23 protein-coding genes and 1 pseudogene are annotated in these 22,678 nt (G+C 68.7%); 11 read left to right on the top strand and 13 right to left on the bottom strand.

From position 1 onward, the window contains the following. Positions 1 to 594: TetR/AcrR family transcriptional regulator (locus ACTHL9_RS11265; RefSeq protein WP_440519140.1), on the bottom strand; the 594-nt coding region annotated here is incomplete at its 3' end. Positions 595 to 801: 207 nt separating this feature from the next. On the opposite strand from ACTHL9_RS11265, the gene ACTHL9_RS11260 reads away from it, so the two are divergent. Then, the gene (locus ACTHL9_RS11260) at positions 802 to 1,497 is read left to right on the top strand and encodes a sigma-70 family RNA polymerase sigma factor (protein WP_440519139.1); all 696 of its coding nucleotides are present in this window, start codon (positions 802 to 804) and stop codon (positions 1,495 to 1,497) included. Further along, positions 1,494 to 1,772 (top strand): hypothetical protein, encoded by a 279-nt coding sequence (locus tag ACTHL9_RS11255; protein ID WP_440519137.1) that lies wholly within the window; start codon positions 1,494 to 1,496, stop codon positions 1,770 to 1,772. The genes ACTHL9_RS11260 and ACTHL9_RS11255 overlap by 4 nt, the downstream gene beginning before the upstream one ends. An 88-nt stretch (positions 1,773 to 1,860) precedes the next feature. On the opposite strand, the gene ACTHL9_RS11250 is transcribed toward ACTHL9_RS11255, so the two are convergent. Further along, on the bottom strand, positions 1,861 to 2,433 hold the full coding sequence (locus ACTHL9_RS11250) for an MOSC domain-containing protein (protein WP_440519135.1): 573 nt from the start codon (positions 2,431 to 2,433) through the stop codon (positions 1,861 to 1,863). A gap of 39 nt (positions 2,434 to 2,472) precedes the next feature. Between ACTHL9_RS11250 and ACTHL9_RS11245 the strand changes: the two genes are divergently transcribed. Next, complete coding sequence (locus tag ACTHL9_RS11245) at positions 2,473 to 2,937, top strand: NUDIX domain-containing protein (protein ID WP_440519133.1); 465 nt, start codon at positions 2,473 to 2,475, stop codon at positions 2,935 to 2,937. A 43-nt stretch (positions 2,938 to 2,980) separates the two neighbouring features. Here ACTHL9_RS11245 and ACTHL9_RS11240 read toward each other — a convergent pair whose 3' ends face one another. Then, a complete protein-coding gene (locus tag ACTHL9_RS11240) occupies positions 2,981 to 3,841 on the bottom strand; it encodes a hypothetical protein (protein ID WP_440519132.1) in 861 nt (286 codons plus the stop codon). Positions 3,842 to 4,137: 296 nt separating this feature from the next. Next, complete coding sequence (locus tag ACTHL9_RS11235; RefSeq protein ID WP_440519130.1) at positions 4,138 to 5,295, bottom strand: S53 family peptidase; 1,158 nt, start codon at positions 5,293 to 5,295, stop codon at positions 4,138 to 4,140. A gap of 212 nt (positions 5,296 to 5,507) precedes the next feature. Here ACTHL9_RS11235 and gvpJ point away from each other — a divergent pair, with 212 nt between their 5' ends. Next, the gene (gene gvpJ, locus ACTHL9_RS11230) at positions 5,508 to 5,738 is read left to right on the top strand and encodes a gas vesicle protein GvpJ (protein ID WP_440519128.1); all 231 of its coding nucleotides are present in this window, start codon (positions 5,508 to 5,510) and stop codon (positions 5,736 to 5,738) included. Here the strand turns inward: gvpJ and ACTHL9_RS11225 are convergent. The 3 genes from ACTHL9_RS11225 to ACTHL9_RS11215 are packed head-to-tail and all read right to left on the bottom strand — an operon-like array spanning position 5,735 to position 8,307. After that, positions 5,735 to 6,268, bottom strand: a complete 534-nt coding sequence (locus ACTHL9_RS11225) for a hypothetical protein (protein ID WP_440519126.1) — start codon at positions 6,266 to 6,268, stop codon at positions 5,735 to 5,737. The two genes, gvpJ and ACTHL9_RS11225, sit on opposite strands and share 4 nt — an antisense overlap. Positions 6,269 to 6,299: 31 nt before the next feature. Continuing rightward, positions 6,300 to 7,406, bottom strand: coding sequence for an AI-2E family transporter (locus tag ACTHL9_RS11220; RefSeq protein WP_440519124.1), 1,107 nt, complete (start codon positions 7,404 to 7,406; stop codon positions 6,300 to 6,302). Next, positions 7,399 to 8,307 (bottom strand): PrsW family intramembrane metalloprotease, encoded by a 909-nt coding sequence (locus tag ACTHL9_RS11215; protein ID WP_440519123.1) that lies wholly within the window; start codon positions 8,305 to 8,307, stop codon positions 7,399 to 7,401. Before ACTHL9_RS11215 ends, ACTHL9_RS11220 begins: the two co-directional genes overlap by 8 nt. Before the next feature lie 71 nt (positions 8,308 to 8,378). On the opposite strand from ACTHL9_RS11215, the gene ACTHL9_RS11210 reads away from it, so the two are divergent. After that, complete coding sequence (locus ACTHL9_RS11210; protein ID WP_440519121.1) at positions 8,379 to 9,419, top strand: PHP domain-containing protein; 1,041 nt, start codon at positions 8,379 to 8,381, stop codon at positions 9,417 to 9,419. A 6-nt stretch (positions 9,420 to 9,425) separates the two neighbouring features. On the opposite strand, the gene ACTHL9_RS11205 is transcribed toward ACTHL9_RS11210, so the two are convergent. The 3 genes from ACTHL9_RS11205 to ACTHL9_RS11195 all read right to left on the bottom strand — a co-directional run bounded on the left by ACTHL9_RS11205 (position 9,426) and on the right by ACTHL9_RS11195 (position 13,335). Continuing rightward, positions 9,426 to 10,727, bottom strand: coding sequence for an ArgE/DapE family deacylase (locus tag ACTHL9_RS11205; protein WP_440519119.1), 1,302 nt, complete (start codon positions 10,725 to 10,727; stop codon positions 9,426 to 9,428). After that, entirely contained in the window at positions 10,724 to 12,046 is a 1,323-nt protein-coding gene (locus ACTHL9_RS11200; RefSeq protein ID WP_440519117.1) for an MFS transporter, read from the bottom strand. The genes ACTHL9_RS11205 and ACTHL9_RS11200 overlap by 4 nt, the downstream gene beginning before the upstream one ends. 131 nt (positions 12,047 to 12,177) lie before the next feature. After that, positions 12,178 to 13,335: a helix-turn-helix domain-containing protein gene (locus tag ACTHL9_RS11195; protein WP_440519116.1), complete on the bottom strand. Its 1,158-nt coding sequence runs from the start codon at positions 13,333 to 13,335 to the stop codon at positions 12,178 to 12,180. 93 nt (positions 13,336 to 13,428) lie between these two features. On the opposite strand from ACTHL9_RS11195, the gene ACTHL9_RS11190 reads away from it, so the two are divergent. The 3 genes from ACTHL9_RS11190 to ACTHL9_RS11180 all read left to right on the top strand — a co-directional run bounded on the left by ACTHL9_RS11190 (position 13,429) and on the right by ACTHL9_RS11180 (position 17,473). Continuing rightward, complete coding sequence (locus ACTHL9_RS11190) at positions 13,429 to 15,117, top strand: amidohydrolase (RefSeq protein ID WP_440519114.1); 1,689 nt, start codon at positions 13,429 to 13,431, stop codon at positions 15,115 to 15,117. Further along, positions 15,114 to 16,367 carry a M20 family metallo-hydrolase gene (locus ACTHL9_RS11185; RefSeq protein WP_440519112.1) on the top strand — a complete coding sequence of 418 codons (1,254 nt, stop codon included), beginning with the start codon at positions 15,114 to 15,116 and terminating at the stop codon, positions 16,365 to 16,367. The genes ACTHL9_RS11190 and ACTHL9_RS11185 overlap by 4 nt, the downstream gene beginning before the upstream one ends. A gap of 71 nt (positions 16,368 to 16,438) precedes the next feature. After that, complete coding sequence (locus ACTHL9_RS11180; protein ID WP_440519111.1) at positions 16,439 to 17,473, top strand: thioredoxin domain-containing protein; 1,035 nt, start codon at positions 16,439 to 16,441, stop codon at positions 17,471 to 17,473. A gap of 1 nt (position 17,474) precedes the next feature. On the opposite strand, the pseudogene ACTHL9_RS11175 reads toward ACTHL9_RS11180, so the two are convergent. Together ACTHL9_RS11175 and ACTHL9_RS11170 are read right to left on the bottom strand one after the other, a co-directional pair. Next, positions 17,475 to 17,561, bottom strand: a pseudogene (locus ACTHL9_RS11175) (GyrI-like domain-containing protein); the annotation flags it as partial. A gap of 77 nt (positions 17,562 to 17,638) precedes the next feature. Further along, positions 17,639 to 18,106, bottom strand: a complete 468-nt coding sequence (locus ACTHL9_RS11170) for a hypothetical protein (protein WP_440519109.1) — start codon at positions 18,104 to 18,106, stop codon at positions 17,639 to 17,641. A 213-nt stretch (positions 18,107 to 18,319) separates the two neighbouring features. On the opposite strand from ACTHL9_RS11170, the gene ACTHL9_RS11165 reads away from it, so the two are divergent. From ACTHL9_RS11165 to ACTHL9_RS11155, 3 genes are all read left to right on the top strand, one after another. Further along, a complete protein-coding gene (locus ACTHL9_RS11165; RefSeq protein WP_440519107.1) occupies positions 18,320 to 19,081 on the top strand; it encodes a hypothetical protein in 762 nt (253 codons plus the stop codon). A 142-nt stretch (positions 19,082 to 19,223) separates the two neighbouring features. After that, positions 19,224 to 20,822, top strand: coding sequence for a PucR family transcriptional regulator (locus tag ACTHL9_RS11160; protein WP_440519106.1), 1,599 nt, complete (start codon positions 19,224 to 19,226; stop codon positions 20,820 to 20,822). Further along, on the top strand, positions 20,819 to 21,652 hold the full coding sequence (locus tag ACTHL9_RS11155) for a glutaminase (RefSeq protein WP_440519105.1): 834 nt from the start codon (positions 20,819 to 20,821) through the stop codon (positions 21,650 to 21,652). Before ACTHL9_RS11160 ends, ACTHL9_RS11155 begins: the two co-directional genes overlap by 4 nt. A gap of 18 nt (positions 21,653 to 21,670) precedes the next feature. Here the strand turns inward: ACTHL9_RS11155 and ACTHL9_RS11150 are convergent, their stop codons facing one another. Then, positions 21,671 to 22,657 (bottom strand): aldo/keto reductase, encoded by a 987-nt coding sequence (locus ACTHL9_RS11150; RefSeq protein WP_440519104.1) that lies wholly within the window; start codon positions 22,655 to 22,657, stop codon positions 21,671 to 21,673. Between the last annotated feature and the right edge of the window lie 21 nt (positions 22,658 to 22,678).

Raw genomic sequence — 22,678 nt, 5'->3', positions numbered from 1 at the left:
GTGCTTCCGGTGATGCTCGATGAGCAGGCTTGCCATGAGCCGAGCCCGTTCCGCGGCATGCCTGTCGCCCTCAGCGTCGGCCACCATGGCGCCCTTGATGAGGATATGGCTCGACCACGCGAAGCCCTCGGGATCCTCGAGGCCGGCTGCCTCGGCCAGCGCGGCGAGCTGCTCGCGGGTCCGGGTGAGATAGCTGATGCTTGCGCGTCCGAGGGGGTGCTCTGGACCCATCTCGATCATGACGTGCAGGAAGGCGCTGGCCTCCGCCGCGCCCCGCTGGAACCAGTCATCGAGGACGCCGAAGACGGCCAGAAGCGCGCCTTCCCCCTGCCCGACCCGTTCTGTCGCGGCCTCGATGGCGGCGCTGCGTTCGGTGAACCAGCGGTCGAGGTAGGCGAGGACGAGGTCGTCCTTGGAAGGGAAATGTCGATAGAACGTGGCCTTCGCCACGCCGCACCTCGTGATGATCTCGTCGACGCCGACGTCGCGTATGCCACGCCGCGCGAACAGGTCGAATGAAGTGTCAAGGATCCTCGCACGCGCTCCCGGACGGCCGCCGCTGGGGGTCGCGCGAGCTTCATCACGCTCGTCCATGCATGGCATCTTACCGCATGACTGGACAGACAGGTCTGTCTACGTGTAGAAATCCTGTCACGAGCTAGACAGACTGGTCTGTCTCGCCGGGCGAGCTGGAGGCCCGACCACACAGGACCGGCCTCGACCCCGCCGCCATGGAGGCGGACGGAGACGAGGCCACGACACCGGACCGAGGTTTCGAGCCGGAGGAGGAGGACCGCTGCTGTGACTGAGCTCCTTGAGGAAGCAGGCAGGCTCGCCAGCGACCATCTGGGGGTGGCGGATGCCTTGGCGCGGCGCTACCGCTACCCAGGACACGACCCCGAGGACCTGCGCCAGGTGGCGCGCCTTGCGCTCGTCGTGGCGGCACGACGCTACCGCGAGGGCCTGGGACAGGGATTCGTGCCGTACGCGGTGCCGACCATCACCGGAAGCATCAAGCGCTACATCAGGGACCAGTCGTGGGTTGTCAGGCCCCCGCGCTCCCTGCAGGAGCTGCGGCTGGACGTCAACGCCGCCCGTCAGCGCCTCGTCCAAGAGCTGGGACGGGAGCCGTCCACGGCAGAGCTGAGCAGTGAACTGGGGGTGCCGGAGGAGAGCATCGCAAAGGCGCGGGTGGCAGAAGCGGCGATGGTCGGCGTCGCCATCGAGCCGCTGGACACCTCCGGCGACACGCCGACGGACCCTTCGCTGCGCGTCGTCGCCGAGGACGAGCCGGGATTCGAACGCGTGGAGCGCCAGCAGCTTCTCGCGGCGGCGATGAGCGGCCTCTCGGACGAGGACCGCAGACTCATCAAGATGAGGTTTGTGGACGAGATGAGCCAGAGCGAGATCGCAGAGGTGCTCGGAGTGAGCCAAATGCAGGTCTCCCGTCTGCTCAAGCGGGTCCTGGACCGCATGCGGCGGAAGATCGCAGCATGAGCCTTGCCCTCGCACCTCATCCGGAGGAGATGCGGCGCGCCCTCAGGGGCGACCGGAAGGTCATCGTCGACCAGCCCCACGCCGAATTGCATGCCTATCTGCTGGCAGCCGGAGCGCAGTCGGCGAGGGTCCTGTGGATCACCGCATCCGGACGCCGGCGGCAGAGGATCGTCGAGCTCCATCAGATCCGCTTCCCCCGCCCAGAAGCGCCTTGGGAGGGAATCGAGATCTCGCCCGACCGGCTCCCCTTCGCCTCACCCGCACGCCTGAGCTGACGCGCCTCGCCCGAGGCGCCTTGCTCGAAGAGGGCCCGCTGGACCGGCCTTCAGTACGCGGAGCGATCCGCGGGCTTCTTCGAGGTATCTACGGCAGCCGCGATGGACGCAGCACGTGGGCTTCCCCGGCGCGCTCGGGCTCGAGCGGGACGGGGCTGAGGAGCACGGCGGGTCCGCGATGCAGGAAGCCGCCGCCGACGGCCCGGCAGCGGATGCCACCTCGCCCTCGCATCGCGGCATGCGCGCCCGGAACGAGCATGCGGTCCATCCAGGCGCACGGGTGCGCCGGGCGGCCGCCGAGCAGGCGCACGCTGGAGTCGCCGGATTCGAGGGTGAACTCCTGTCCGAGGAGCGGAGCCAGCTGTGCGCCCCGCAGGATCACGTTCCGGCGCGTCAGGAGCGGGTCGAAGGGATCCGCGCCCAGCTCCCCTGCCATGGCCTCGAGGCCCTCCACGGCAAAGAGGGTGACCGCTGCGTCCATGTGCGCGGCCTTGCCGAAGAAGCGGTCGCCCACGATGCCCTTGCCGGCCACCACCTCGACCCGGTCGGCGTCCTCCGTGGGCACGTCCGCGGCCCCGTCGCGCGCCCGGCCGAAGTACGCGTGGCCCGGTGAGACCAGCAGGTGCAGGATCTCGACGTTGTAGGCGTAGGCGGCACTCATGAGTCGATCTTCCCCCTACCCTGAACGGATGGAGAAGCAATGACGGTCCTCAGCGCTGGCCTCCTCCTGTACCGGCGCAACGGATCCGCCCCACTCGACGTGTGGATCGCCCACATGGGCGGGCCCTTCTGGGCGCGCAAGGACGTGCACGCGTGGTCGATCCCCAAGGGCGAATACACGGACGACGAAGATCCGTTGGCGGCCGCCAGACGGGAGTTCACCGAAGAGATCGGCACGCCCCCGCCTGCAGCGGAGTACGCCGCCCTCGGGATGTTCCGCCAGCCGTCCGGCAAGCGCCTCACCATCTACGCCGGCGAGGCGGACTTCCAGCCGGAGCGGATCTCCAGCAACACCTTCCCGCTCGAATGGCCCAAGGGATCTGGCAGGATCCAGGAGTTCCCGGAGATCGACCGCGCGCAATGGTTCAGTGAGCCCGAGGCCCGGACCAAGCTCGTCGTCGGGCAACTTCCGATCCTCGACGCCTTGATCCGGCACCTCGGGTGACCTGGCACCTCGGGTGACCTGGCACCTCGAGTGAGTTAGCGCTCTACTGGCTCGAGCTGCTCGACGGCGTAGCCCCGGACGTCGACGAACTGCTCGACATCGGGCTGGAGGACGTCGCGCTCGACGCCGAACCCGTGGGCGAGGAGGTGGATGTGCTGTTCGAGCCGGAGGTCGAGCTGGCCGACGAGCTCGACGATGCGCTTGAGGCGGTCTTCTCGAGCACCTTGTTCACGAGGTCCTCGAGCTCCTTCTGGTCGCTGTCCCCCAGGTTCCCGCCGCTCTTGGTCGCGACGACGAGGAGCCGGCCCTTGCCGCCGGAGACCTGCATGAGCATGTCCGAGTTGTTGCCCCCGCGCGTGCTCACGGTGCCGAACGTCTCGTCCGCCTCAGTCTTCGCCTGGAGCTGCTTGCTTGCGACGGTCACCTTCTGGCCGACGGCCTCCACGGTGAACGTGGAGCACTTGTCCATCTTGCCCTCGATGTCCTTGAGGATCTGCTCAGCATCCGGCCCCTGCGATCCCGACTGTGCGGAGACTGTCCGCGGCTGCTGGCTGTCCGAGATCGCCACGGCCACCGAACCGTTCTCCACACTGTTGACGAGTCCCGCCGTCGCAATCGACTTGCAGTCCGAGGGATCCACGGTCGCGGTGCTCAGCAGGAGCTTGCCCAGGTCCTTGCCCTGATTCACCTGATCCTGCGAGTACAGCTTGAGCTCATTGCCGTCCGAGTCCTTCAGGCCCGAGACGAGGTTGCGGAGTTCCGCTTCGCTGTAGACGCGAGCGCTCGCCGTGCTCGACGGCGTTCCCGTGGACGACGGCGCGGTCCCTCCCCCATTTGTGCATCCCACCAGAGCCAGCGCGGCCAGGCTCGTCAGTCCGAGTGCAGCAGTTCCCCGTTTGTGCATTGCTTCCTCCGATTTCGTGGGTCTCACGGCACTTCGTGATTACCCATGCGGTCCCGGATGCAACAATCTCCGGTCGGGAGGGTGGGAGACAGACGCAGACAGACGGGCGAAGACACCTGAGGCGCAGACACATGAGGAGGGGCCCGGTTTCCCGAGCCCCTCCTGCCCCATGAATCATCCACCCCTGGAAGGCGAAGCGACTGCGTTCGCCCCGAGCCTCGCGCCGCCGCCTCGTACTAGAGGGATACCCGCGGGCATCGGGGCTAAACAACGCTTCTTTCGCAAAGCGCGGATGATCAGAATCCGCTCACTCCATTCGGCGTGCCGAGGCCAGTGGGACCGTCCCACCCCGTGCCCGCTGTGCACCAGCGGAGGGTGGTGCACGTGCCGTTGGACCCCGAGGTGACGTCGAAGAAGGATCCCGCGTGGGCGTAGGGGATGGTGTTGGCGTACGTGCCCGTGGCCTTCGAGCCGGTGTTGCCCGAGAGGGCGTACACCGAGGCGATGATCGGAGCGGCCTCGCTGGTTCCGCCGAACTGGCCCCATCCGGAAGCACCGCTCGAGCTCGGGTAGTAGACCGAGATCCCGCCGCTGCTCGGGTCCGAGGCGGCCGCGACGTCGTTCATGGCGCGCTTCGAGCAGCCGGTGCTGTAGGTCGAGGCCCCGGCGAGTGCCGTGTTGTAGGCCGAGCAGCCGGATCCTGTGCCGCTCCACGCCGTCTCAGACCAACCGCGCGTGTTCGTGGCCTTCACGAGCGAGGTTCCGCCAACTGCGGTGACGTAGTGGGAGGACGCCGGATAGGACGCTCCCTGATATCCGTTGTCGCCGGCGCTCGCGGTGACTGCGATGCCGGGCAGGTTGTAGTACTTCCCGTAGGCCGAATCGGAGGCGTCCGAACCGCCGTAGCTGTTGGAGATCGCAACGACCCCAGGGATCTTCGCCGCCGTCTGCACGGCGGTTCCGAGGTCCGCGAAGGAGGAGGAGTTCGCCTGGACCATCACGATCTTGCAGTCGGGGCACGCGGCGGAGACGGCATCGACGTCGAGCGCCTGCTCCTGCGCCCAGCCCAGGTTGAACCCCGGGAGGGCGGTCCCGCCAGCCTGGTTGACGACCCGAAGGCAGCCGTTCGCGACCGTGCAGGCGGGCAGCCCGAACTGCGCGCGGTAGGTCGCGAGGTCATTGGCGAGGCCCGGGTAGCCGTACGCGTCCACGATCGCCACGGTGCGGCCGCCCGAGGCAGTGCCCGTGAGCTTGTACGCGTCGCGGATCTGCGCGGGGGTAAGGCCCGACGACGGGGGCGCGCTCAGGCGCGGCGCCGCCTTCCCGTCGGGTCCGGCGGTCTGCCTCGCCGTGCACGACGCCTCTCCCGGAGCGGGATCGTTGCAGACCTTGACCGAATTCCCCTTGCCGTTGCCTTGGCCGGGGTCGGCCACGCCGGCTTGGGCGCCGGTCACGAGCGCCGCGACGAGCAGCAGGCCCGTTCCGGCGACGGACAGAAGCTTCCTGATGATGACTCCTCAGAGCGTCGATGGGAGGTGGTGGGATTGCGCTGGCCGCTGGCCAGGTTCACCATCGAGGCTACGGAGGAGTTCTGCCTCAGGGCGGCGAATTGGGGCGAAGCTCGGGAAAGCCTTGCAGGATTCTTCGACACCAGAGGAAGCAGAGCATGAGCGTCACCCAGCCGCAGGAGCATCCCATCTACCTTGAGCGTCCGCCGTCCGCCGACCTCCGCGACGCCATCGAGGCGATCCTCGACAAAGGCATGGTGATTGACGGGTACGTCCGTGTCTCCCTCGTGGGGCTCGAGATCCTCACGGTCGATCTCCGCGCCGTTATCGCGAGCGTGGACACCTATCTCAAGTTCGCCGAGGCCATGGAGCGCTGCACCCAGGACTAGTCGGCGGCCCGCGCGAGGCCGGCCTTCCGCACGGCGAGAAGCCTCTCCGCCTCGCTCAGGGTTCCCGCGAACAGCGCCAGCCGGCGCAGATCGGCGGCGTGTTCGTCGCCGTCGAGCATCGTCTCGATGAGCCGCGCACGATCGCCGTCGAGCAGCGATGCCCACTCGTCCACCCACGGTTCCATCGCAGAGTTGCGCTTCTCCTGGCGAACGCGCACGAGGTTCCTCCGGGCGACGGCGATGACGCCGGTCCCGTCCCGCTCTAGCTTCTCGGCGACCGCCCTGTGCAGCTCCCATGCGATCCGGTCCTCGGTGAACCTCAGCTCGGGGCGCCGTCGGCGGGCCCGTTCGATGGCCTCCTCGATCTCGTCGATCCCGCACCGGAGATCGGCGGCGATGACGCGCACGGGTCGTCCCCCTGCCCGGAGCCCGAACACCGCCTCGTCGCCGCTCGCGGTGGCACCGCCGTCGTCGGTCTCGAGGATGGCCAAAGCCTCCTCGAGGAGCGCCTCGATGAGTTCGCTGGACATGGAGCTCTCCTTGCTACCCCACTCTGCCGCGCTAGACCGCCGCGGCGTTGTCCTTCTCGTTCTCGACGTCCGCCTCGCCGCGGCCCGTCCACGTCTTCACTACAGTCCACCCCACCGCCGTGACCGGCACGGCGAGGAGCGCGCCGATGATTCCCGCGAGCACGCTTCCCGCGGCGAGCGCCAGCAGGATCGCGAGGCCGTGGATGCTGAGGACCTTGCCCATGAGGAGCGGCTGCAGGAGGTGATGCTCGAGCTGGTTGGCGAGGATGACGACAGCCAGCAGGATGAGGGCGGTGACGGGCCCGTTCGAGACGAGCGCGATGCCGATCGCCAGGACGCCGGCGAGCGTGGCCCCGACGATGGGGATGAAGCCGCCGATGAAGACGAACACCGCAAGGGGCAGCGCGAGCGGCACCTGCAGCACGAGGAGGCCGACGCCCACGATCACCGCGTCGGCGAGCGCCACGAGCGCCGTCCCCCGCACGTAGCCGCCGAGGACGATCGCGCTGCGCTCGGCGGCGAGCCACGCCCGATCGCGATACCGCGCGGGCATGAAGCCGATGAGGAAGCCCTTGATCTCGTGCCCGTCCTTCAGGAAGAAGAAGAGGATCACCACCATCAGCACGAAGGAGGCCAGGATCTCCCCGATCGTGCGGGCTCCCGTGAGGGCTTCGGAGCCGAGGCTTCCGTTCGAGAAGAACTGCTGCAGGGAATCCCGCGCCTGGTTGATCTGGCTGTCGCTCACGGGAACGGGCCCGTTGGTCAGGAAGGCGTGGAGCTGCTCGAAGCCGGCTGTGAAGCGCGCGGCGAGTTCGTGCGACTGCGCACGGATCAGGAACACGATGCCGGTCACGACGCCGCCGAAGACAACGAGGATCGCGATGAACGAGGCGAGGACCGCGAGCGCGCGGGGCCATCCCGCGTGGTCCAGCCGGCGCACAAGGGGTGCGATGGCCGAGGCGAGGATGACGGCGAGGGTCACGGGGATCACCACGAGCGGGACCCGCAGGAGAACCCAGATGACCGCCCAGACCAGGGCGCCCACGGCGAGGGCCTGGATCGAGCGGATCCCTGCCCGTCCGAGGGCATCGGTCCAGAGTTCCCCGAGGCGGGGCCGGGGGTCGGGGGTCTCAGCCATTGGAAGCCATCCTCCTGTCGTGGCGGCGGAGCGCCAGCCGGAGGCTCACGAGGCCGGCCACGGCGACGACGGCGAGCCCCACGAAGTAGAAGATCGAGGACAGCGAGGACACGGCCGCGTCGGTCCCCGGCCGGAGGAAGCCGTAGTCGAGGGCCGGTACCGCGTTCCCCGTCACCACCACCGCGAGCAGCGCGGCGATGCCGCCCATGGAGTCCCAGAGGCCGTGGAGGACCACCACCGCGAGGAAGGCGATGACCGCTCCGCCGGTGAACCGGTAGGCGGTGGCCCGTCCCGTGGCCCCGAAGATGACGGCGCCGAGGATCGCCGTCCAGAGGACGTGGCACACCGGAGTGAGGATGGATCGCATGGCCTCGGTCTGCAGCATCGAGGCAAGGTCGATCCCTCCCGCGGTCACGGCCGCGTTGAACGCGTACCCGGCGGACTCGAACGCGGCGAAGCCGGCGCCGATCGAGGCGCCGAGAAGCGCGCCCTGCCGGGGCGTCTTCGGCACCACATTGCGTCCCACAATGAGGAGGACCACGGCCTTGACGGCCTCTTCGATGAGCCCCACGCGCAGGTAGATCCAGGTGGTCGCGTGGAGGTCGGCCTCCAGGAGGGACGCGGCGAGGACGCCCACGATCCCGCCGGCGAAGAAGGCCACGATGACGTGGATCGGAGCCAGATTCCCCGTGATCCGCTCGACGGCGAACAGGACCACGCTGAAGGGCACCAGGAAGCTCCCCAGCAGGATCAGCGTGGGGATCAAGTTGGCGTTGAGGGTCGAGACAGTCACGGCGATCGACGCGATCCACAGCGCGAAGCCGGCGAGGAGTGCCTTCCACCACCAGCCATGGCGGTGGGTGGGCGCCGCGGAATTGCGCGCGGAGTAGTCGGCGGCCATGCGAAGTCTCTACCCCGCCGGCAGGGCGCAAAACCGGTGCGGGGGTTCGCTGAGCGGGGAATGATGGGGCCATGAAAGCTGTCGAAGCCCTCAACGAGATCGCCTTCTGGCTCGAGCGCGAACTGGCGCCGAGTTTCAAGGTCAAGGCCTTCAGGAACGCGGCGGCCGTGATCGCCGGCATGACGGACGACGACGTCGCCGCCAGAGTGCGCGACGGCCGGCTCAAGCGCATGAAGGGGATCGGAAGCCGCACCTACGAGGTCATCCAGCAGGCTTCCGCCGGCGACGTCCCGGAGTACCTGCAGAATCTCCGCGAGCGCGCCGAGCAGCCGCTGACGGAAGGCCCCGGGACGCTCCACTCGCTGCTGCGCGGGGACCTGCACAGCCACAGCGAGTGGTCCGACGGCGGCTCCCCCATCGAGGTCATGGTGCAGGCCGCGCGCCTGCTGGGGCGCGAGTACCTCGCACTCACCGACCATTCGCCGAATCTGACGATCGCCAACGGGCTCAGCGTGGAACGGCTCACCGAGCAGCTCACCGTCGTCGATCTTGTCAATGGCTCGGCGGGCGACGCCGGCGATCAAGGTGACGGCTTCCGCCTCCTCGCGGGGATCGAGGTGGACATCCTCGAGGACGGCACGCTGGACCAGACGCCGGAGATGCTCGATCGGCTCGACGTGGTGGTGGCGAGCGTCCATTCCAAGCTGCGATCGGAGTCGGGGGTCATGACGCGGCGGATGCTCGGAGCGATCGAGGATCCGCACACGGACGTGCTCGGTCACTGCACCGGCCGGCTCGTGACCGGCTCCCGCGGCACCCGTCCCGAGTCGGAGTTCGACGCGGGGCGGGTCTTCGCAGCGTGCGCTGCGAATGGCGTGGCGGTCGAGATCAACTCGCGGCCGGAACGGCAGGACCCGCCGGATGATCTCATCCGGCGGGCCCTCGACGCGGGGTGCCTCTTCAGCATCGACAGCGACGCGCACGCGCCCGGGCAGCTCGACTTCCTGCACTACGGCGCGGCGAGGGCCGAGGCGAACGGCGTGCCGCCGGAGCGGATTGTGACGACGTGGCCTCTCGAGCGGTTGCTCGAGTGGACCGGCCGACGGCGGTAGCCAGCCTCAGGAAACCGGCCCGCGGTCCTCGATGCCGCACCAGCCGGCGATGAAGAGCGCGATGCTCTTGGTGATCCGGCGGATGGATTCGACCGAGACGCGCTCGTCGAACCCGTGGATCGCCTCCGAGACCGGCCCGTAGACGAGGGACGGGATCCCGGCGTACAGGGCGAACACCCGTCCATCGAGGTAGCCCGGCGTCGTGAAGCTCTCAAGCTGAGCGCCGAACACGCGCTCATGGGTGGCCTCGAGGAGCGATTCCGCGTCGCTTCCCGGCTCGAGCACGTAGCCCTGGGCGAAGAAGCCGGTCCTCGTGGGCACGGCCTCGATCGGTGCGTCGCCCGCGGCCAGGCCGGCCAAGCACTCCTGGAGCTCCGTCCAGGCCTCCTCGGCGGTAATGCCGGGATAGATCGCAGCGCGCACATCGAACTCGCACCAGGCCGGGACGCTCGAGGGCCAGTCGCCTCCCACGATCCCGCCGAAGTTGAAGTTGATGGGATGCTCGAGGTCTTCGAAGTAGCGGTGGTTGAACCGCTCGAGATTCCACTTCGCCTCGACCTCGCGGAGCGCCGCCATCGCCGTGTAGGCCGCATCGATCGCGTTGAAGCCGGACCCCATCACGCGCGGGTGGGTGGGACTTCCACTCACGCGGACCTTGAACCACAGCACGCCGACGTTCGCGCGGACGAGCATGTCTTCCTCGGGCTCCGGGATCACGACGGCGTCCGCGCGGTAGCCGCGGAGGAAGGCTGCCAAAGAGCCGTTGCCCGTGCACTCCTCCTCGACGACGGACTGGAAGTGGATGCGGCCTGCGGGATCGAAGCCGGCGGCCCGGACGGCGTCGAAGGCGAAGAGGTTTGCCGCAAGGCCCGCCTTCATGTCGCCGGCGCCGCGGCCGTACATCCAGCCGTCGATGATCGAGGCGTCCCACGGGGAACGGGACCACACGTCCTCGGGGCCCTCCGGGACGACGTCGATATGGCCGTTCAGGATGAGGGAGCGCCCGCGTTCGGCGCCCGGACGGTAGGTGCCGACCACGTTGGTGACGCCCGCGTAGGAGACCGTGACCGGGCCGAAGCCCTCGTGCGCCGCGAGCTCCTCGGGGTCGAGCTCCCAGCGGTCCATCTCGAAGCCGCGCGCCGCCATCGCCTCGTGCATGAGGTCCTGGGCGCTCCCCTCGCGCGTTCGGCGCGAGGGGTGCTTCACGAGCTCCTGGGTGAAAGCGAGCTGGGCGTCGAACGCGGCGTCGACCGCGGTCTCGATGCGCCGGGCCTGCTCGTCGGTGAGGGTACCGAGAGCCGGCGTCATGCGTCAGCGACCAGGTTCTTGTCCTCGATCCGCAGGCGGCCGCCGAGGTAGCCGCCGACCGCGGTCAGCAGTGAGATGATCGCGAGGATGAGCGCCGCGCCCCACGACTGGTTGCCGGACACGCCGAGCACTGCCGTCGCGATCATCGGCATGAACCCGCTCGTGGCGCCCGCGATGTTGTAGCCGAGGGCCACACCGGAGTAGCGGAGCTTGGGCGGGAAGAGCTCGGCGAGCAGGGAGCCGTTGACTGCGTAGGCGACCGCGATGAGGACGATGCCGAGCGTGATCGCAAGGGTGATGAGCACCGGGGACTTCGTGTCGATCATCGCGAAGATCGGGAACGAGAGGATCGCGGAGAGGATGCCGCCCCACAGGGTGACCTTGCCGGAGCCGACCTTCTCGGCGAGCCGGCCCATGAAGATCGTGACGATGATCTGGGCGACGGCCGCGATCAGGGTCGCGTTGACCATGACGTTGCGGTCGACCTTGAGGGTGTTGGCGCCGTAGCTGACCGCGAAGGTGGTGATCATGTAGAAGCCGCCGACGCCGAGCAGCGCTGCCAGCACGGCGACGACCAGACGGCCGCCCGCGTGGCGGATGACGTCGAGGGCGGGCGCCTTGACAGTCTCCTCCTTGGCCATGAGGTCCTTGAAGATCGGCGATTCCTCGACCTTGAGGCGGATCCAGAGGGCGATCACAAGCATCGGGAAGGCGAGCAGGAACGGGATGCGCCAGCCCCACGCGTCGAACGCGGCGGAGGGGAAGAGGAGCACGAGCGTGAACGCGCCGGAGGCCAGCAGGGTCGCGACCGGCGAGCCGATCTGGACCATCGCTGCGTAGCGGCCGCGCTTCTCGGCAGGAGCGTGCTCGATCGCCATGGTGACGGCGCCGCCCCACTCTCCGCCCACGGCGAGGCCCTGCACCAGGCGCAGCACCGCGAGGAGGATCGGCGCGGCGAGGCCCACCGTGCCGAAGTCGGGGAGCACACCGATGAGGCCGGTGGCGACGGCGATCATGACGATCGTGACCAGGAGGGCAGGGCGGCGTCCGTACCGGTCGCCGATGTAGCCGAAGATGATGGCGCCGATGGGGCGCGCCGCGAAGCCCACGCCGAAGGTTGCGAACGAGGCGAGCAGCGCCGCCGTCGGGTTGAGCTCCGTGAAGAAGAGCCGGTTGAAGACGAGAGCGGCGGCGGTGCCGAAGAGGTAGTAGTCGTACCATTCGAGTGCCGTCCCGACGAAGGCGGCGCGGGCAATCTTGCCTGCGTCCTTGCCGGAGATGACCGGCGTGGCGCTCTGGGCGCCATGGAGTGACGTCACTTTGACGAGCCTTTCGAGCTGAGGGAAATCACGCAGAGCTGCGGGGTTGTTTCGAGCGTAGGTCAGTGCTAATCGCCCAAACAATGGCCATCTTCACCCAGTTCAACGGTCTAACTTGTTCAAATCCACATTCAGGCGGGCGCTTTGCCGTATCGACTGAGCGCTACGAGGGCCCGCGCAGCCTGGGCCGGCACCGTGAGGTCGAGGCCGATGACGTCCTGCAGGCTTCGCAGCCGGTTCACCACGGTATTCCGGTGGCAGTAGAGCTCCTCCGATGTTTCCTTGATGGACCCCGTCCTCGCGTAGCTCCGCGCCACCTGCAGGAGGCGTTCGCGTTCGTGGGGCGTGCAGCGGTCGAGCGCCCGGGTGACGCGATCCGCGAAGCCCGGCAGCGCAGCGCCCAGCAGACCGTCGGCGATGCCCATCCAGGTCTCTTCAACGGTGGCGAGCAGCGATCCATTCCGGCGGTTCTTCGCGAGCACGAGGGCGGACGCAGCAGCAGCGGGAACGGCAGCCAGGCCTTGGGCATCTGAGACATACCCGGCGGGGAAACCCGGCTCGTCGCCCAGCCAGCTCCGGCCTTTCCGCTGGGGCCGGAAGACGTACAGGGCCTCCGCGTTCTCGTAGACGTAGACATCGTCCGCCGTGGCGAAGGCCCGCTGGGCCTGGGGCACGGCGTCGTCGATCACGGCGAGCACCTCGAAGGGGCCGGCGGGCTGGACTCCGAGCGTCGTCGCGATCTCGGCGACCTCCCCCTCGTCGCCGGGCTGCCCATGGAAGAGCCTGGTCAGGAGGCGCTGCCGGTAGAGCTGCTTGTCCCGGGCGAGCAGCGCCTCCTCCTCGGCGAAGGCCTGCTGGATGTTGCTGACGTAGCCCTCCACCATGTCCAGCACCCGGTCCATATTCGAGACGAGGATTCCGATGCCGTCGGGTCTGGCCACCCGCTCCAGGCCCTTCCAGAGGACTCTGAAATCGTTGCGGATGGCCTCGAGGAAGGCGTCGAGCGGCACGCCCTGCCGCGCGCGGCGGACCGCGATGTCGCGCGGCAGGGCCCGGAGATCGGGAGGCAGCTCAGCCCCGGCCATCTCGAAGATGAACATGTCCATGGTGTCCACGGCAGTGTCGTAGACGTCCCGTTCGGGCACGTGCGCTCCGCCGTAGGAAATGGCGGAGAACCGCTGGAGGAAGTCGGCAACGAGCAGCTCCCGCTCCTGCCACAGCCGTTCGATGATCCGCGCCCACTCCGGTTCCACCGAGCGGGCCACCGTGAAGTTCCGTTCCGCCGCCACGGAACCAGTTTATGCAAATGCTCAAGCCTGTACGGCAAATCGGCGTTCATTGTCCATTGAACGAGTCATTGTCCCAGAGTTGAATGAGGTTTCATGCTCGTCGACCTCCTCATTCGCAACGCCCGCGTCCTCACGCAGGACCCCTCGCACCCCGTGGCCGACAGCCTGCTCATCCATGACGGGAAGATTCTCGCCGTCGACCCCGACCCCGAGCTCGGCCTCCTCGCAGCCCAGACGATCGACGCCAAGGGGGCAACCGTCGTTCCGGGCTTCAACGACATCCACGCCCACAGCGTGTGGTTCGGCCTCGGCCTCATGGAGGCAAACCTCGGCTCGGTGACGAGCCTCGAGGATGTCTACCGCATCATCGGCGAGGCCGCCGCGACGCTCGATCCCCAGGAATGGGTCATCGCCTCCGGCTTCAGCCCCCTCCTGCTCGGCGGGCAGCAGCCCGACCGCGACCGGCTCGACGAGGCCGCGGCCGGCCGCCCTGTGTGGATCAAGCACTCCTCCGGCCACGCGTGCACGCTCAACGGAGTCGCCCTCGCCCGCGTGGCGCAGGGCGCCGACCTCCGCGCACCGATCGACGGGGGCGTCGTCGTCGTCGGACCGGACGGACTGCCCACCGGCCTCCTCGAGGAAAACGCCATGCGGCTCGTCCAGGACCTCATGCTCCCGTATCCGCTCGAGACCATTGAGCGCGCGCTCGATCTCGCGACGACGCATTACCTGTCGGAGGGCATCACGAGCGTCACCGATGCCGGCATCGCGGGGGGCTGGATCGGCTACTCGCCGAGAGAATTCGCCGCGTACCAGAGCGCCCGGGACAAGGGGCTCCTCAGCGTGCGGATGCAGCCCATGATGGTACTCGACGCGCTCCATGCCGTGCCCGGCCATGCCTCCGATCCCGAGTCGCGTGGGCTCGACGCCGGCATCCGCACCGGACTCGGCGACGACTGGCTTCGCCTCGGATCGATGAAGGTCTTCAGCGACGGTTCCCTGCTCGGCAGCACCGCCTACGTGAGCGAAGAGTACGTGGGCTGCCCGCACAACCACGGCTATCTGCAGATGGACGCCGAGAAGCTCCGCGCGGCGGCGCTCGAGGCGTATCGCGCCGGATGGGCGTTGGCCATCCACGCCATCGGCGACCGGGCGATCGACCACGCCATCGAGATCATCACCGAGGCGCAGCAGGAATACGGGCCCAGCACGCTGCCCAACCGGATCGAGCACGGCGGAGTGATCCGGCCAGAGCAGCTGGACCGGATCGCCGCGAACGGCATCGTGCTGGTCCCGCAGCCTCACTTCATCACGGAATTCGGGGACGGCATGGCCAGCCTCCTCGGACCTGAGCGCACCGCCCTGTCGTACCCCGCGAAAAGCCTCCTGGCGCGCGGCGCGGTCCTGCCCGGAAGCTCGGACCGACCGGTGTCGAACGGCCGGCCCCTCGACGTCATGCAGTCCTTCGTGGAACGCCTGACTCCCTCCGGCCTCGTCTACGGCCCCGGCGAGCGAATCACCGCGGCGGAGGCCCTCGCCGCCTACACCACCGGCTCCGCCGCGGCGACGGGTGCCGCCCAGACCAAGGGCCGCCTCGCTCCCCGCTACCTCGCGGACCTCGCCTTCCTCGATCAGGACCCCACCGCCGTCGAGCCCTCCCGCATTGGGGAGACCAAGGTCCTGGCAACCATGGTCGGCGGGGAGCTGCGCTTCGGCGCCGAGAACTTCCCCGCCACTGCTTCTGCAGCTGCAACTGCGTTTACTGGAAAGGACCTGCCTTGAGCACCACCGACCCCGAGTTCCTCTCGGACTTCGCCGAGATGTCCGGCTTCGGAGCCACCCCCGGCGGCGGCGTGGACCGGCAGGCCGGAACGCCTGCCGACCATGAGACGCGGCGCTGGTTCAGCGCCTGGCTCGCCCGGCACGGCTACGCCGAGGCCATCGACAAGGCCGGGAACCAGTTCGGCACCCTGGAGCTGGTCCCCGGCGCCCCGTACGTCCTGGTCGGCTCCCATCTGGATTCCCAGCCCCTCGCGGGCCGGTACGACGGCGCGTACGGCGTGCTCGCCGCCGCCCACGCCGGTGCACGCGTCGCGGCCGAGGCGAAGGCCGGATCGCTCGATCCGGTCTACAACCTCGCGGTGGTGAACTGGTTCAATGAGGAGGGCAGCCGCTTCACCCCGAGCATGATGGGCAGCGGCGTCTTCACGGGCAAGCTCGCGCTCGAGGACGCCCTGGCGACCACCGACCCGGCCGGCGTGAGCGTCAGGGAGGCGCTCGCCATCGGCCATCTCACCGCAGACGGAACCGCCCCCGCGCTCGCCCAGGTCGCCCGGTACGCCGAAATCCACATCGAGCAGGGCCGGAATCTTGAGGAGAGCGGCACCCAGGTGGGCATCGTGGACCGCACGTGGGCGGCCGGCAAGTACCGCGTCACGGTGGACGGCGCGCAGTCGCACACCGGTGCCACCCGCATGGAGGACCGCCGGGACGCGCTCTACGGGGCTGCGCTCGTCATCGCCGCCGCGCGAGAGCTCGCAGCGGAATTCGAGCCCGGGCTCCTCCACACCTCAGTCTCCGAGATGTACGTCTACCCGAATTCGCCGGTCACCATCGCCCGGCAGGTGGTCATGAACCTGGACCTGCGCTCCCCCGACGAGGGTGTTCTCGCGCGCGCCATGGAGCTCGTCGAGAAGTGGATCGGGGACGCGGAGGCCCGCTCGCGGACCGAGATCCACCTCGAGCTCACGCACCGCTGGGGCCTCGTCTCCTACCAGCCCGCGGGCGTCCAACTGGGCTTCGCGAGCGCCGAGCGCCTCGGCTTCACGCATACGAACATCATGACCGTCGCCGGACACGACTCGACGAACCTCAAGGACGTCGTGCCCACCGTCATGCTGTTCGTGCCCAGCGTCGAGGGAATTTCGCACAACGAGGCGGAATTCACGCACGACGACGACGCCCTCCGCGGGGTCGAGCTCCTCACCGAGGTCACCCGCCGCCTCGTGCGCGGAGAACTCGCGGAGAAGTAGGGGCCGAAACCCGAAAGTCGAGTACCGGCCAAGTGTGGTGGCCGGGGGCAACGGCATGGGACCGTGCCTTCATGAGCGCACCCGACTATCGGCCGAGCCCCTGGCCCGATCCCCGCCAGTACCCGCCGCCGTATCGCCCCCAGCGGACGGAGCCCCTGGCGATCGCTGCGCTCGCGTGCTCGTTCTTCGTGAGCCTCCTCGGGGTCGTCTTCGGGCACATCGCGCTCTCCCGAATCCGGCGCACGGGCGACGGCGGCCGCGGACTCGCGATCGGGGGCCTCGTGGTGGGCTACGCCTCCATGGGGATTGCCGTGGTGATGATCCTGGCCCTGGTCCTCTTCGGCGGGCTGACGGCGAGCGTGCAGGCCGGGGCCCTCCCGCCGTCCTCCCCGCTGAACCAGCTCCCGGACCGCGGGCCGAGCCCAGCGAACATGAACGCGAACGGTGGGATCACGCTGGGGGTCGGCGGCCAGGTGGCGTCGACTGCAGCATCCCAGGTCGACGTCGGCTCACTCCCCTCGCCCGACCCGCTCGCCCCTGGCCAGCAGTCCCCGCACCCGCCGGGAATCGGGCCAGCAGCCAAGGGGCAGCCCGTCCAAGTGGTCGTGTACATGGACTTCATGTGCCCGGCCTGCGCCGACTTCCACGCGTCCTATGGACCCGTCCTCGACCGGCTCCGCAACGAGGGCAAGATCACCGTCGAATACCGGCCGGTGACGTTCCTCGACAGGCAGTCCAGCAATCGGTTCTCGTCCCGGGCAGCGGACGCGGCCGCGTGTGTGGCCAACGCGCACCCCGGGAACTACAGTGCCTTCCTCTACCAGCTGTACGCCCACCAGCCCCCGCAGGGCTCCGCCGGCCTGAGCGATCAGCAGCTCAAGTCCCTCGTGGCAGCCGCCGGCGCGGACGCCTCCACCTGCATCGACAACGGCACCTACCTCGCCTGGGCCCGCTACACCAACCGCCTGGCGATCGACAGCGGAATCAACGCCGTGCCCACGGCGTTCGTCGACGGACGGCAGTGGGGCGGGGGCACCTCGACCGGATTGGACTTCATCCAGTTCGTTCAGGCGGACCTGACGTCTCGCGACGGCAGCGGAGCCTGAGTCACTGCACGGGCTGGCGGAGCAGGGTGCGGAGCACCTCAGGAGCGCTACGCCTCGGGTCGCCGAGATAGATTTCGTGATGGCGGCCGCGAGGCTTCGGGATCGCCCTGGCCTTCCACGATCGCAAAGGAAAGCGCCGGGACGTCAATGAACTGGGCTGCTCCCCTACGCACCTTGTACAGAACGTCGAGGTTCTGAAGCGGTGTGGACATGGGTTGCTCCTTCGGGAGCGAGAAGTCCGAGCATCAGGAGAAGGAATCCGACTTCGGCAAGGCCCGCCAGGAAATAGACGAGCTGCAGGACGCTGAACGGAATGAAGACCATCTGGACGAAGATCCAGATCAGGATCGAATATCCGGCTGCCGCCGCCATCAACCGCCCCCAGCGGTGGTTTCCGATCACCAGGACGACGGCGGCAACGTGAGTTCCGCCGACAATCACCGCGAGGAGGATCCCCGGCACGAGGAAGCTCGCGAAGGGGGAACCGGCAAGCATGCTGTTCGGGATCATCACCTCGGGCGGAAGGCCTAGGCGCTCTGGCCCCAGCCAGCTTCCGAGAGCCATGACGAGCCCGCCAAGGAACGACGTCAGCGCCACAAATCCCGCTACAACGAGAAAAGCAATTCGGCTCATGTCTGCCTCCTCATGCCCTCCCACGGTCCCGCAATCGCCTCCCCTGCGGCAGTGCCAATGGTCCTGACGAACAGCGCGCAATGGTCCTGTGCCCTAAGCCTCTACCACTCATCGTCCCCGGCGCGTCAGCATCCGCATGCGCGATGTCGAAACAGAACAGGTTCTCAGAATCAGCCGGGTTGAGGGCGGCGGCCGCTGGGGAGAGGAGTAACCGTGACCCAAGCAGACGAAGCCCACGCAGTCCTGACCATGCTCTGCCCGCTCGCCGACCCCGAGAACGGAACCCTGATGGGCTTCGACGGCCGCCTCTGGCCGACCGACGGCCCCACAGCGCTGACGGCCCTGGCCCTCCTGCCCCGCCCCACCCTCGACTTGCTCGCCCGGCACTTCCCCGAGGCCACCCCTGCAGCTCGCCACCAGATCGCAGAAGCAGTGGGGATGCTCGCGAGCACCGTTGCGGATGGCTTCGCGCATCCCGAGATGGGTGAGGATCTGGCGAGTGCGCCGTTCGGCGCTGCCTGCCGGATCATGACGGCGAACGTGGGCAACGTTCTGGTCTTCAGCGATATCCTCGACGGCGTGTGCGGGGACGCGGACGACTCGAGCCTCAGGGACGGCGTCCTGCCGGTGGCGCTGAAGGTCTTCGAGACCGGCGAGATCCCCCTCCCGCCGGAGGACGCAAGCGAGGACACGGAGGCCCTCGCCTTCGCGGCCCTCCCCCAGATCGACTACCTCGACGCGGACCCGGAGCTCCGCGAGCGGGCCGGGGCCTTCCTCATGGCGTTCGTCCTGGCCCATCAGTGCAGGCTCCCGTACCGGGAGTGGGCCCGCTTCGACGAGCCGGCGGACTCGGTCTCGGCGTTTGCGCGGGGCCATCTGGCCGAGTCGGGACGGTGGGCGGCGGCGGTGCGCGAACACCGGTCGATGGATCCGGACATCCTGCGGCCCGTGCTGGGCGATGGAGCCGCGCGGTAAGAGCGCCGAATTGTGCTGAATCCCAATTCCCGTCGAGGAAAGTGGGGCGTCATCCAAACCTCACTCCGAGGTGACGCGCCTACGATGGTGCGTGCCGCCGGCAATGGCGCCGGCGGGTTGGCACTCTCGAACAAGGAATACCGTGGGATCAGTCAACGTCGACGACATCTTGGAAGACCTGCCCGCAGATCTGGGCACCCTCATTACCCGCCCCCAACCCACGGACGCACCCGTGGCGCACGCCCTCATCCTCGACTCCGAGGACTCCGACCGCGACGTCTCCGAGGCACTCGTGTGCCTCATGGGCGTCCGCGGCCGGGAAGCCCTGCCCATGGTGCGCCGCCTCGCCGTAACCCGGCCAGTCGCCGTCGCCCTCAAGGGGACGGCGGGTGAAGCCCAGGAGGTCGAGGAGCTCCTGCGGGGCGCCGGAGTCGGCCTCCTCCTCATCGAGCCGACAGCGGGCTGGGACACCGTGCTCTCGGTGGTGAACGGCCGGATCCAGAACACGGACTACCACAGCGACGTGCTCACCCTGATCGAAGAAGACCTGTTCGCGATCGCCCAGACCACGGCGCGCCTCACGTCCAGCCATGTGGTGATCGAGGACGCCGCGAACAAGGTCTTGGCCTACTCGACCGTCTCGAACGACATCGACGAGCTCCGCCGCGCCTCGATCCTGACGCGGCGCGGACCGCGCAAATACGAGGTGCTGCTCAAGGACCTGGGCGCGTACCGGGAGCTGCATGAAACCCGGGGCGTGGTGCGTGTCCCGGAGAGGCCTGAGGACGGGCTGAGGGAGCGCGCCGCCATCGCCATCTTTGCCGGCGAGCGCGTCCTCGGCTACATCTGGCTGCAGGAGACGGGGTCCGGCTTCGCGCCGAACGTGGACGACCTCCTCGTGGGAGCCGCACGCCGCGCCTCCCATGAGCTCATCCGGCACCGCAACGAGCAGTCGGTGCACTTGCGGGAGGACCGCATCGCGCGGCTCCTCTCCCATCCTGACCAAGCTGCCGCGAGCGCGCAGTTCGCAAGGATCGATCCTGAACGGCCGGCCTGCCTCCTGCTCGTGGGCCTGAGCCCTGAGGACGCGCGGACGGCTGACGCCGAGCTCAAGCGCGGCGAACTGGCCAACCTCGCGGCGATCCACGCGGCGGCCTTCAAGGCCTCCGCCGTCGTGGGCCAGCACGCCGGCGAGACCGCGATTGTGGTTCCGGAGCTGCGTTCGGGCGACGCAGCGGCGGGCCTGCGCATGCTCGCCGACGCCATCGTCAAGGACGCGAGGCGGCTCGGCGTGGGGGTCCACATCGCGATCGGGCAGGTGGCACCGAGCCTGTTCGCCCTGAGGTCGACGGCGGGCGAGGCATCCGCAGTCCTCCGCTGCCTGCGCCGGGCTGGGCAGCTCGCGGTCGCGTCGCTCGACGACTTCGAGGCCGAGGTCCTGTTGGAGGAGGCCGCCAGGGCCTTCGAGTCGTCCTCGTTCCGGCACCGTGCCCTGTCCAAGCTGTGCCTCGAGGATGAGGAGCTCGCCCAGACCCTGGTGGACTACCTTGCCGCGGGCATGGACGTCACCGAGTGCGGCCGGCGGATGGGCCTCCACAAGAACACCGTGTACTACCGGATCGCGAAGGCAAGCCGCCTGACCGACCTCGACTTCGGCTACCCCGCGCACGCGGCGATCGCGTTGCTCCACCTCGAGCTGTGGAAGGCCAAGCGGCTGACGACGGCGGGCGGTGCCGCGTGAGGGCCCTTCTCGACGAGCTTGTGGCGGCGCATCGTCCCCCGTTTGGGATCGCGATCGCGAGTCTGGACGGAACGGTCATCAGCGCCGGCGATGCGGAGACGCCGTTCCCCATCCAGAGCATCTCGAAGCTCTTCTCGCTCGCGCTGGCCTTGGGCAACGACCCGGGGCAGGAGCTCTGGGACCGCGTGCTGCGGGAACCGAGCGGGACGCGCTTCAACTCCCTCGTCCAGCTCGAGGCAGAGGCCGGCATCCCCCGCAACCCGTTTATCAACGCAGGGGCGCTCGTGGTGACAGACTTCCTCCAGGAGCGCGTGGGCAACGCGAGCGAGGCGGTGCTCGACTTCCTGCGCGCTCGCTCAGGAAGCGCGACGGTGATGGTCGACGACGGCGCTGCCGCGGCCGAGCTCTCAGCCAGCTCCCGGAACCGCGCCCTCGGGAACTTCCTCGCGGACTTCGGCAACCTCCGCAATCCCGTCGAGGCGGTGCTCGAGCACTACGTCCGGCACTGTTCGATCACCATGAGCTGCCGCGAACTGGCCCGTGCCGGCCTCTTCCTGGCCGACGCCGGAGCCGACGTGCTTTCCGCGGCCGACGCCAAGCGGATCAACTCGATCATGCTCACGTGCGGCATGTACGACGCGGCGGGTGAGTTCGCCTACCGCGTCGGACTGCCGGGCAAGAGCGGCGTGGGCGGTGGGATCCTCGCCATCGTTCCGGGCCGCTGCACCGTGTGTGTCTGGAGCCCCGGACTCGACGCCAAGGGCAACTCGATCGCCGGCACCGCGGCCCTCGCCGACCTCACCGCCCAGACGGGGTGGTCGATCTTCTGACGGACCACCCGGTTCCCGCTACCAGCGCGGGTGGACTGCCTCGCGGAAGAACTCGTCGTAGATCCGCCGCACGCCGTCGTCGAACTCGGAGCCCAGGTGGCCGACGCCTTTCGCGGCGGCGGCGTTCGCCTTGGCCTGGTCGGCGTTCCTGGCCCCCGGGATCACCGTGGTGACCCCAGACTGGGAAACGATCCAGGCCAAGGCAGCCTGCGCCGTCGTCAGCCCCTCGGGGACGAGCTTCTGGAACTCGGCCACCGCGTCGAGACCCTTCTCGTAGTCCACTCCCGAGAAGGTCTCGCCGACGTCGAAGGCCGAACCGTCGCGGTTGTAGTTCCGGTGGTCGTTCTCGGCGAACTGCGTGCTGCGGCTGAACTTGCCGCTCAGCAGCCCCGACGCGAGGGGGACCCGGACGATGATCCCTGCGCCGGCCTCGTGCGCCGCGGGGAAGACCTCCTCGAGGGGCTTGAGCCGGAACGGGTTGAAGATGATCTGCACCGAGGCGAGGTTGGGGCGCGCGATCGCCGTCAGGGCCTCCTCCGCGGTCTCGACGCTCACGCCGTAGTTGCGGATCGCGCCGTCTTCGACCAGCTGGTCGAGGCCGTCGAAGACCTCGTCGGCCGAGTAGACCGGGGTGGGCGGGCAGTGCAGCTGGACGAGGTCGAGCGTGTCCCTGCCGAGGTTGCGGCGGGAGCGATCGGTCCATTGGCGGAAGTTGGCCAAGGTGTAGTTCTCGGGGACCTGGGGCGCGCGGCGGCCCATCTTGGTGGCAACGGTGATGCCGGCCTCGGGGTGGGCGGCGAGCCATTCGCCGATGATCTGCTCGCTGCGGCCATCCCCGTACACGTCGGCGGTGTCGAAGAAGGTGACCCCGGATTCTGCGGCGGCGTCGAGGACCTTGAGGGCGTCCTCGCGCTCGACATCACCCCAGCCCGCTCCCAATTGCCACGTTCCAAGTCCGATCACGGACACCTTCCGGCCAGTACGTCCGAGCACACGCTGTTCCATGGTTTCCGACTATAGGCGCTG

Source organism: Sinomonas sp. (genome assembly GCF_051955515.1).
Classification (GTDB): Bacteria; Actinomycetota; Actinomycetes; order Actinomycetales; family Micrococcaceae; genus Sinomonas.
Note: the sequence above shows the minus strand (reverse complement) of the source record. Positions and strands in the feature narration are given on the sequence as shown.

What these genes read in the sequence shown, in the direction of transcription:
- ACTHL9_RS11255 (WP_440519137.1), top strand. Translation starts at nt 1,494, where the DNA reads ATGAGCCTTGCCCTCGCACCTCATCCGGAGGAGATGCGGCGCGCCCTC.
- ACTHL9_RS11250 (WP_440519135.1), bottom strand. Translation starts at nt 2,433, where the DNA reads ATGAGTGCCGCCTACGCCTACAACGTCGAGATCCTGCACCTGCTGGTC.
- ACTHL9_RS11245 (WP_440519133.1), top strand. Translation starts at nt 2,473, where the DNA reads ATGACGGTCCTCAGCGCTGGCCTCCTCCTGTACCGGCGCAACGGATCC.
- ACTHL9_RS11240 (WP_440519132.1), bottom strand. Translation starts at nt 3,841, where the DNA reads ATGCACAAACGGGGAACTGCTGCACTCGGACTGACGAGCCTGGCCGCG.
- gvpJ (WP_440519128.1), top strand. Translation starts at nt 5,508, where the DNA reads ATGAGCGTCACCCAGCCGCAGGAGCATCCCATCTACCTTGAGCGTCCG.
- ACTHL9_RS11225 (WP_440519126.1), bottom strand. Translation starts at nt 6,268, where the DNA reads ATGTCCAGCGAACTCATCGAGGCGCTCCTCGAGGAGGCTTTGGCCATC.
- ACTHL9_RS11220 (WP_440519124.1), bottom strand. Translation starts at nt 7,406, where the DNA reads ATGGCTGAGACCCCCGACCCCCGGCCCCGCCTCGGGGAACTCTGGACC.
- ACTHL9_RS11215 (WP_440519123.1), bottom strand. Translation starts at nt 8,307, where the DNA reads ATGGCCGCCGACTACTCCGCGCGCAATTCCGCGGCGCCCACCCACCGC.
- ACTHL9_RS11210 (WP_440519121.1), top strand. Translation starts at nt 8,379, where the DNA reads ATGAAAGCTGTCGAAGCCCTCAACGAGATCGCCTTCTGGCTCGAGCGC.
- ACTHL9_RS11205 (WP_440519119.1), bottom strand. Translation starts at nt 10,727, where the DNA reads ATGACGCCGGCTCTCGGTACCCTCACCGACGAGCAGGCCCGGCGCATC.
- ACTHL9_RS11190 (WP_440519114.1), top strand. Translation starts at nt 13,429, where the DNA reads ATGCTCGTCGACCTCCTCATTCGCAACGCCCGCGTCCTCACGCAGGAC.
- ACTHL9_RS11180 (WP_440519111.1), top strand. Translation starts at nt 16,439, where the DNA reads ATGAGCGCACCCGACTATCGGCCGAGCCCCTGGCCCGATCCCCGCCAG.
- ACTHL9_RS11170 (WP_440519109.1), bottom strand. Translation starts at nt 18,106, where the DNA reads ATGAGCCGAATTGCTTTTCTCGTTGTAGCGGGATTTGTGGCGCTGACG.
- ACTHL9_RS11150 (WP_440519104.1), bottom strand. Translation starts at nt 22,657, where the DNA reads ATGGAACAGCGTGTGCTCGGACGTACTGGCCGGAAGGTGTCCGTGATC.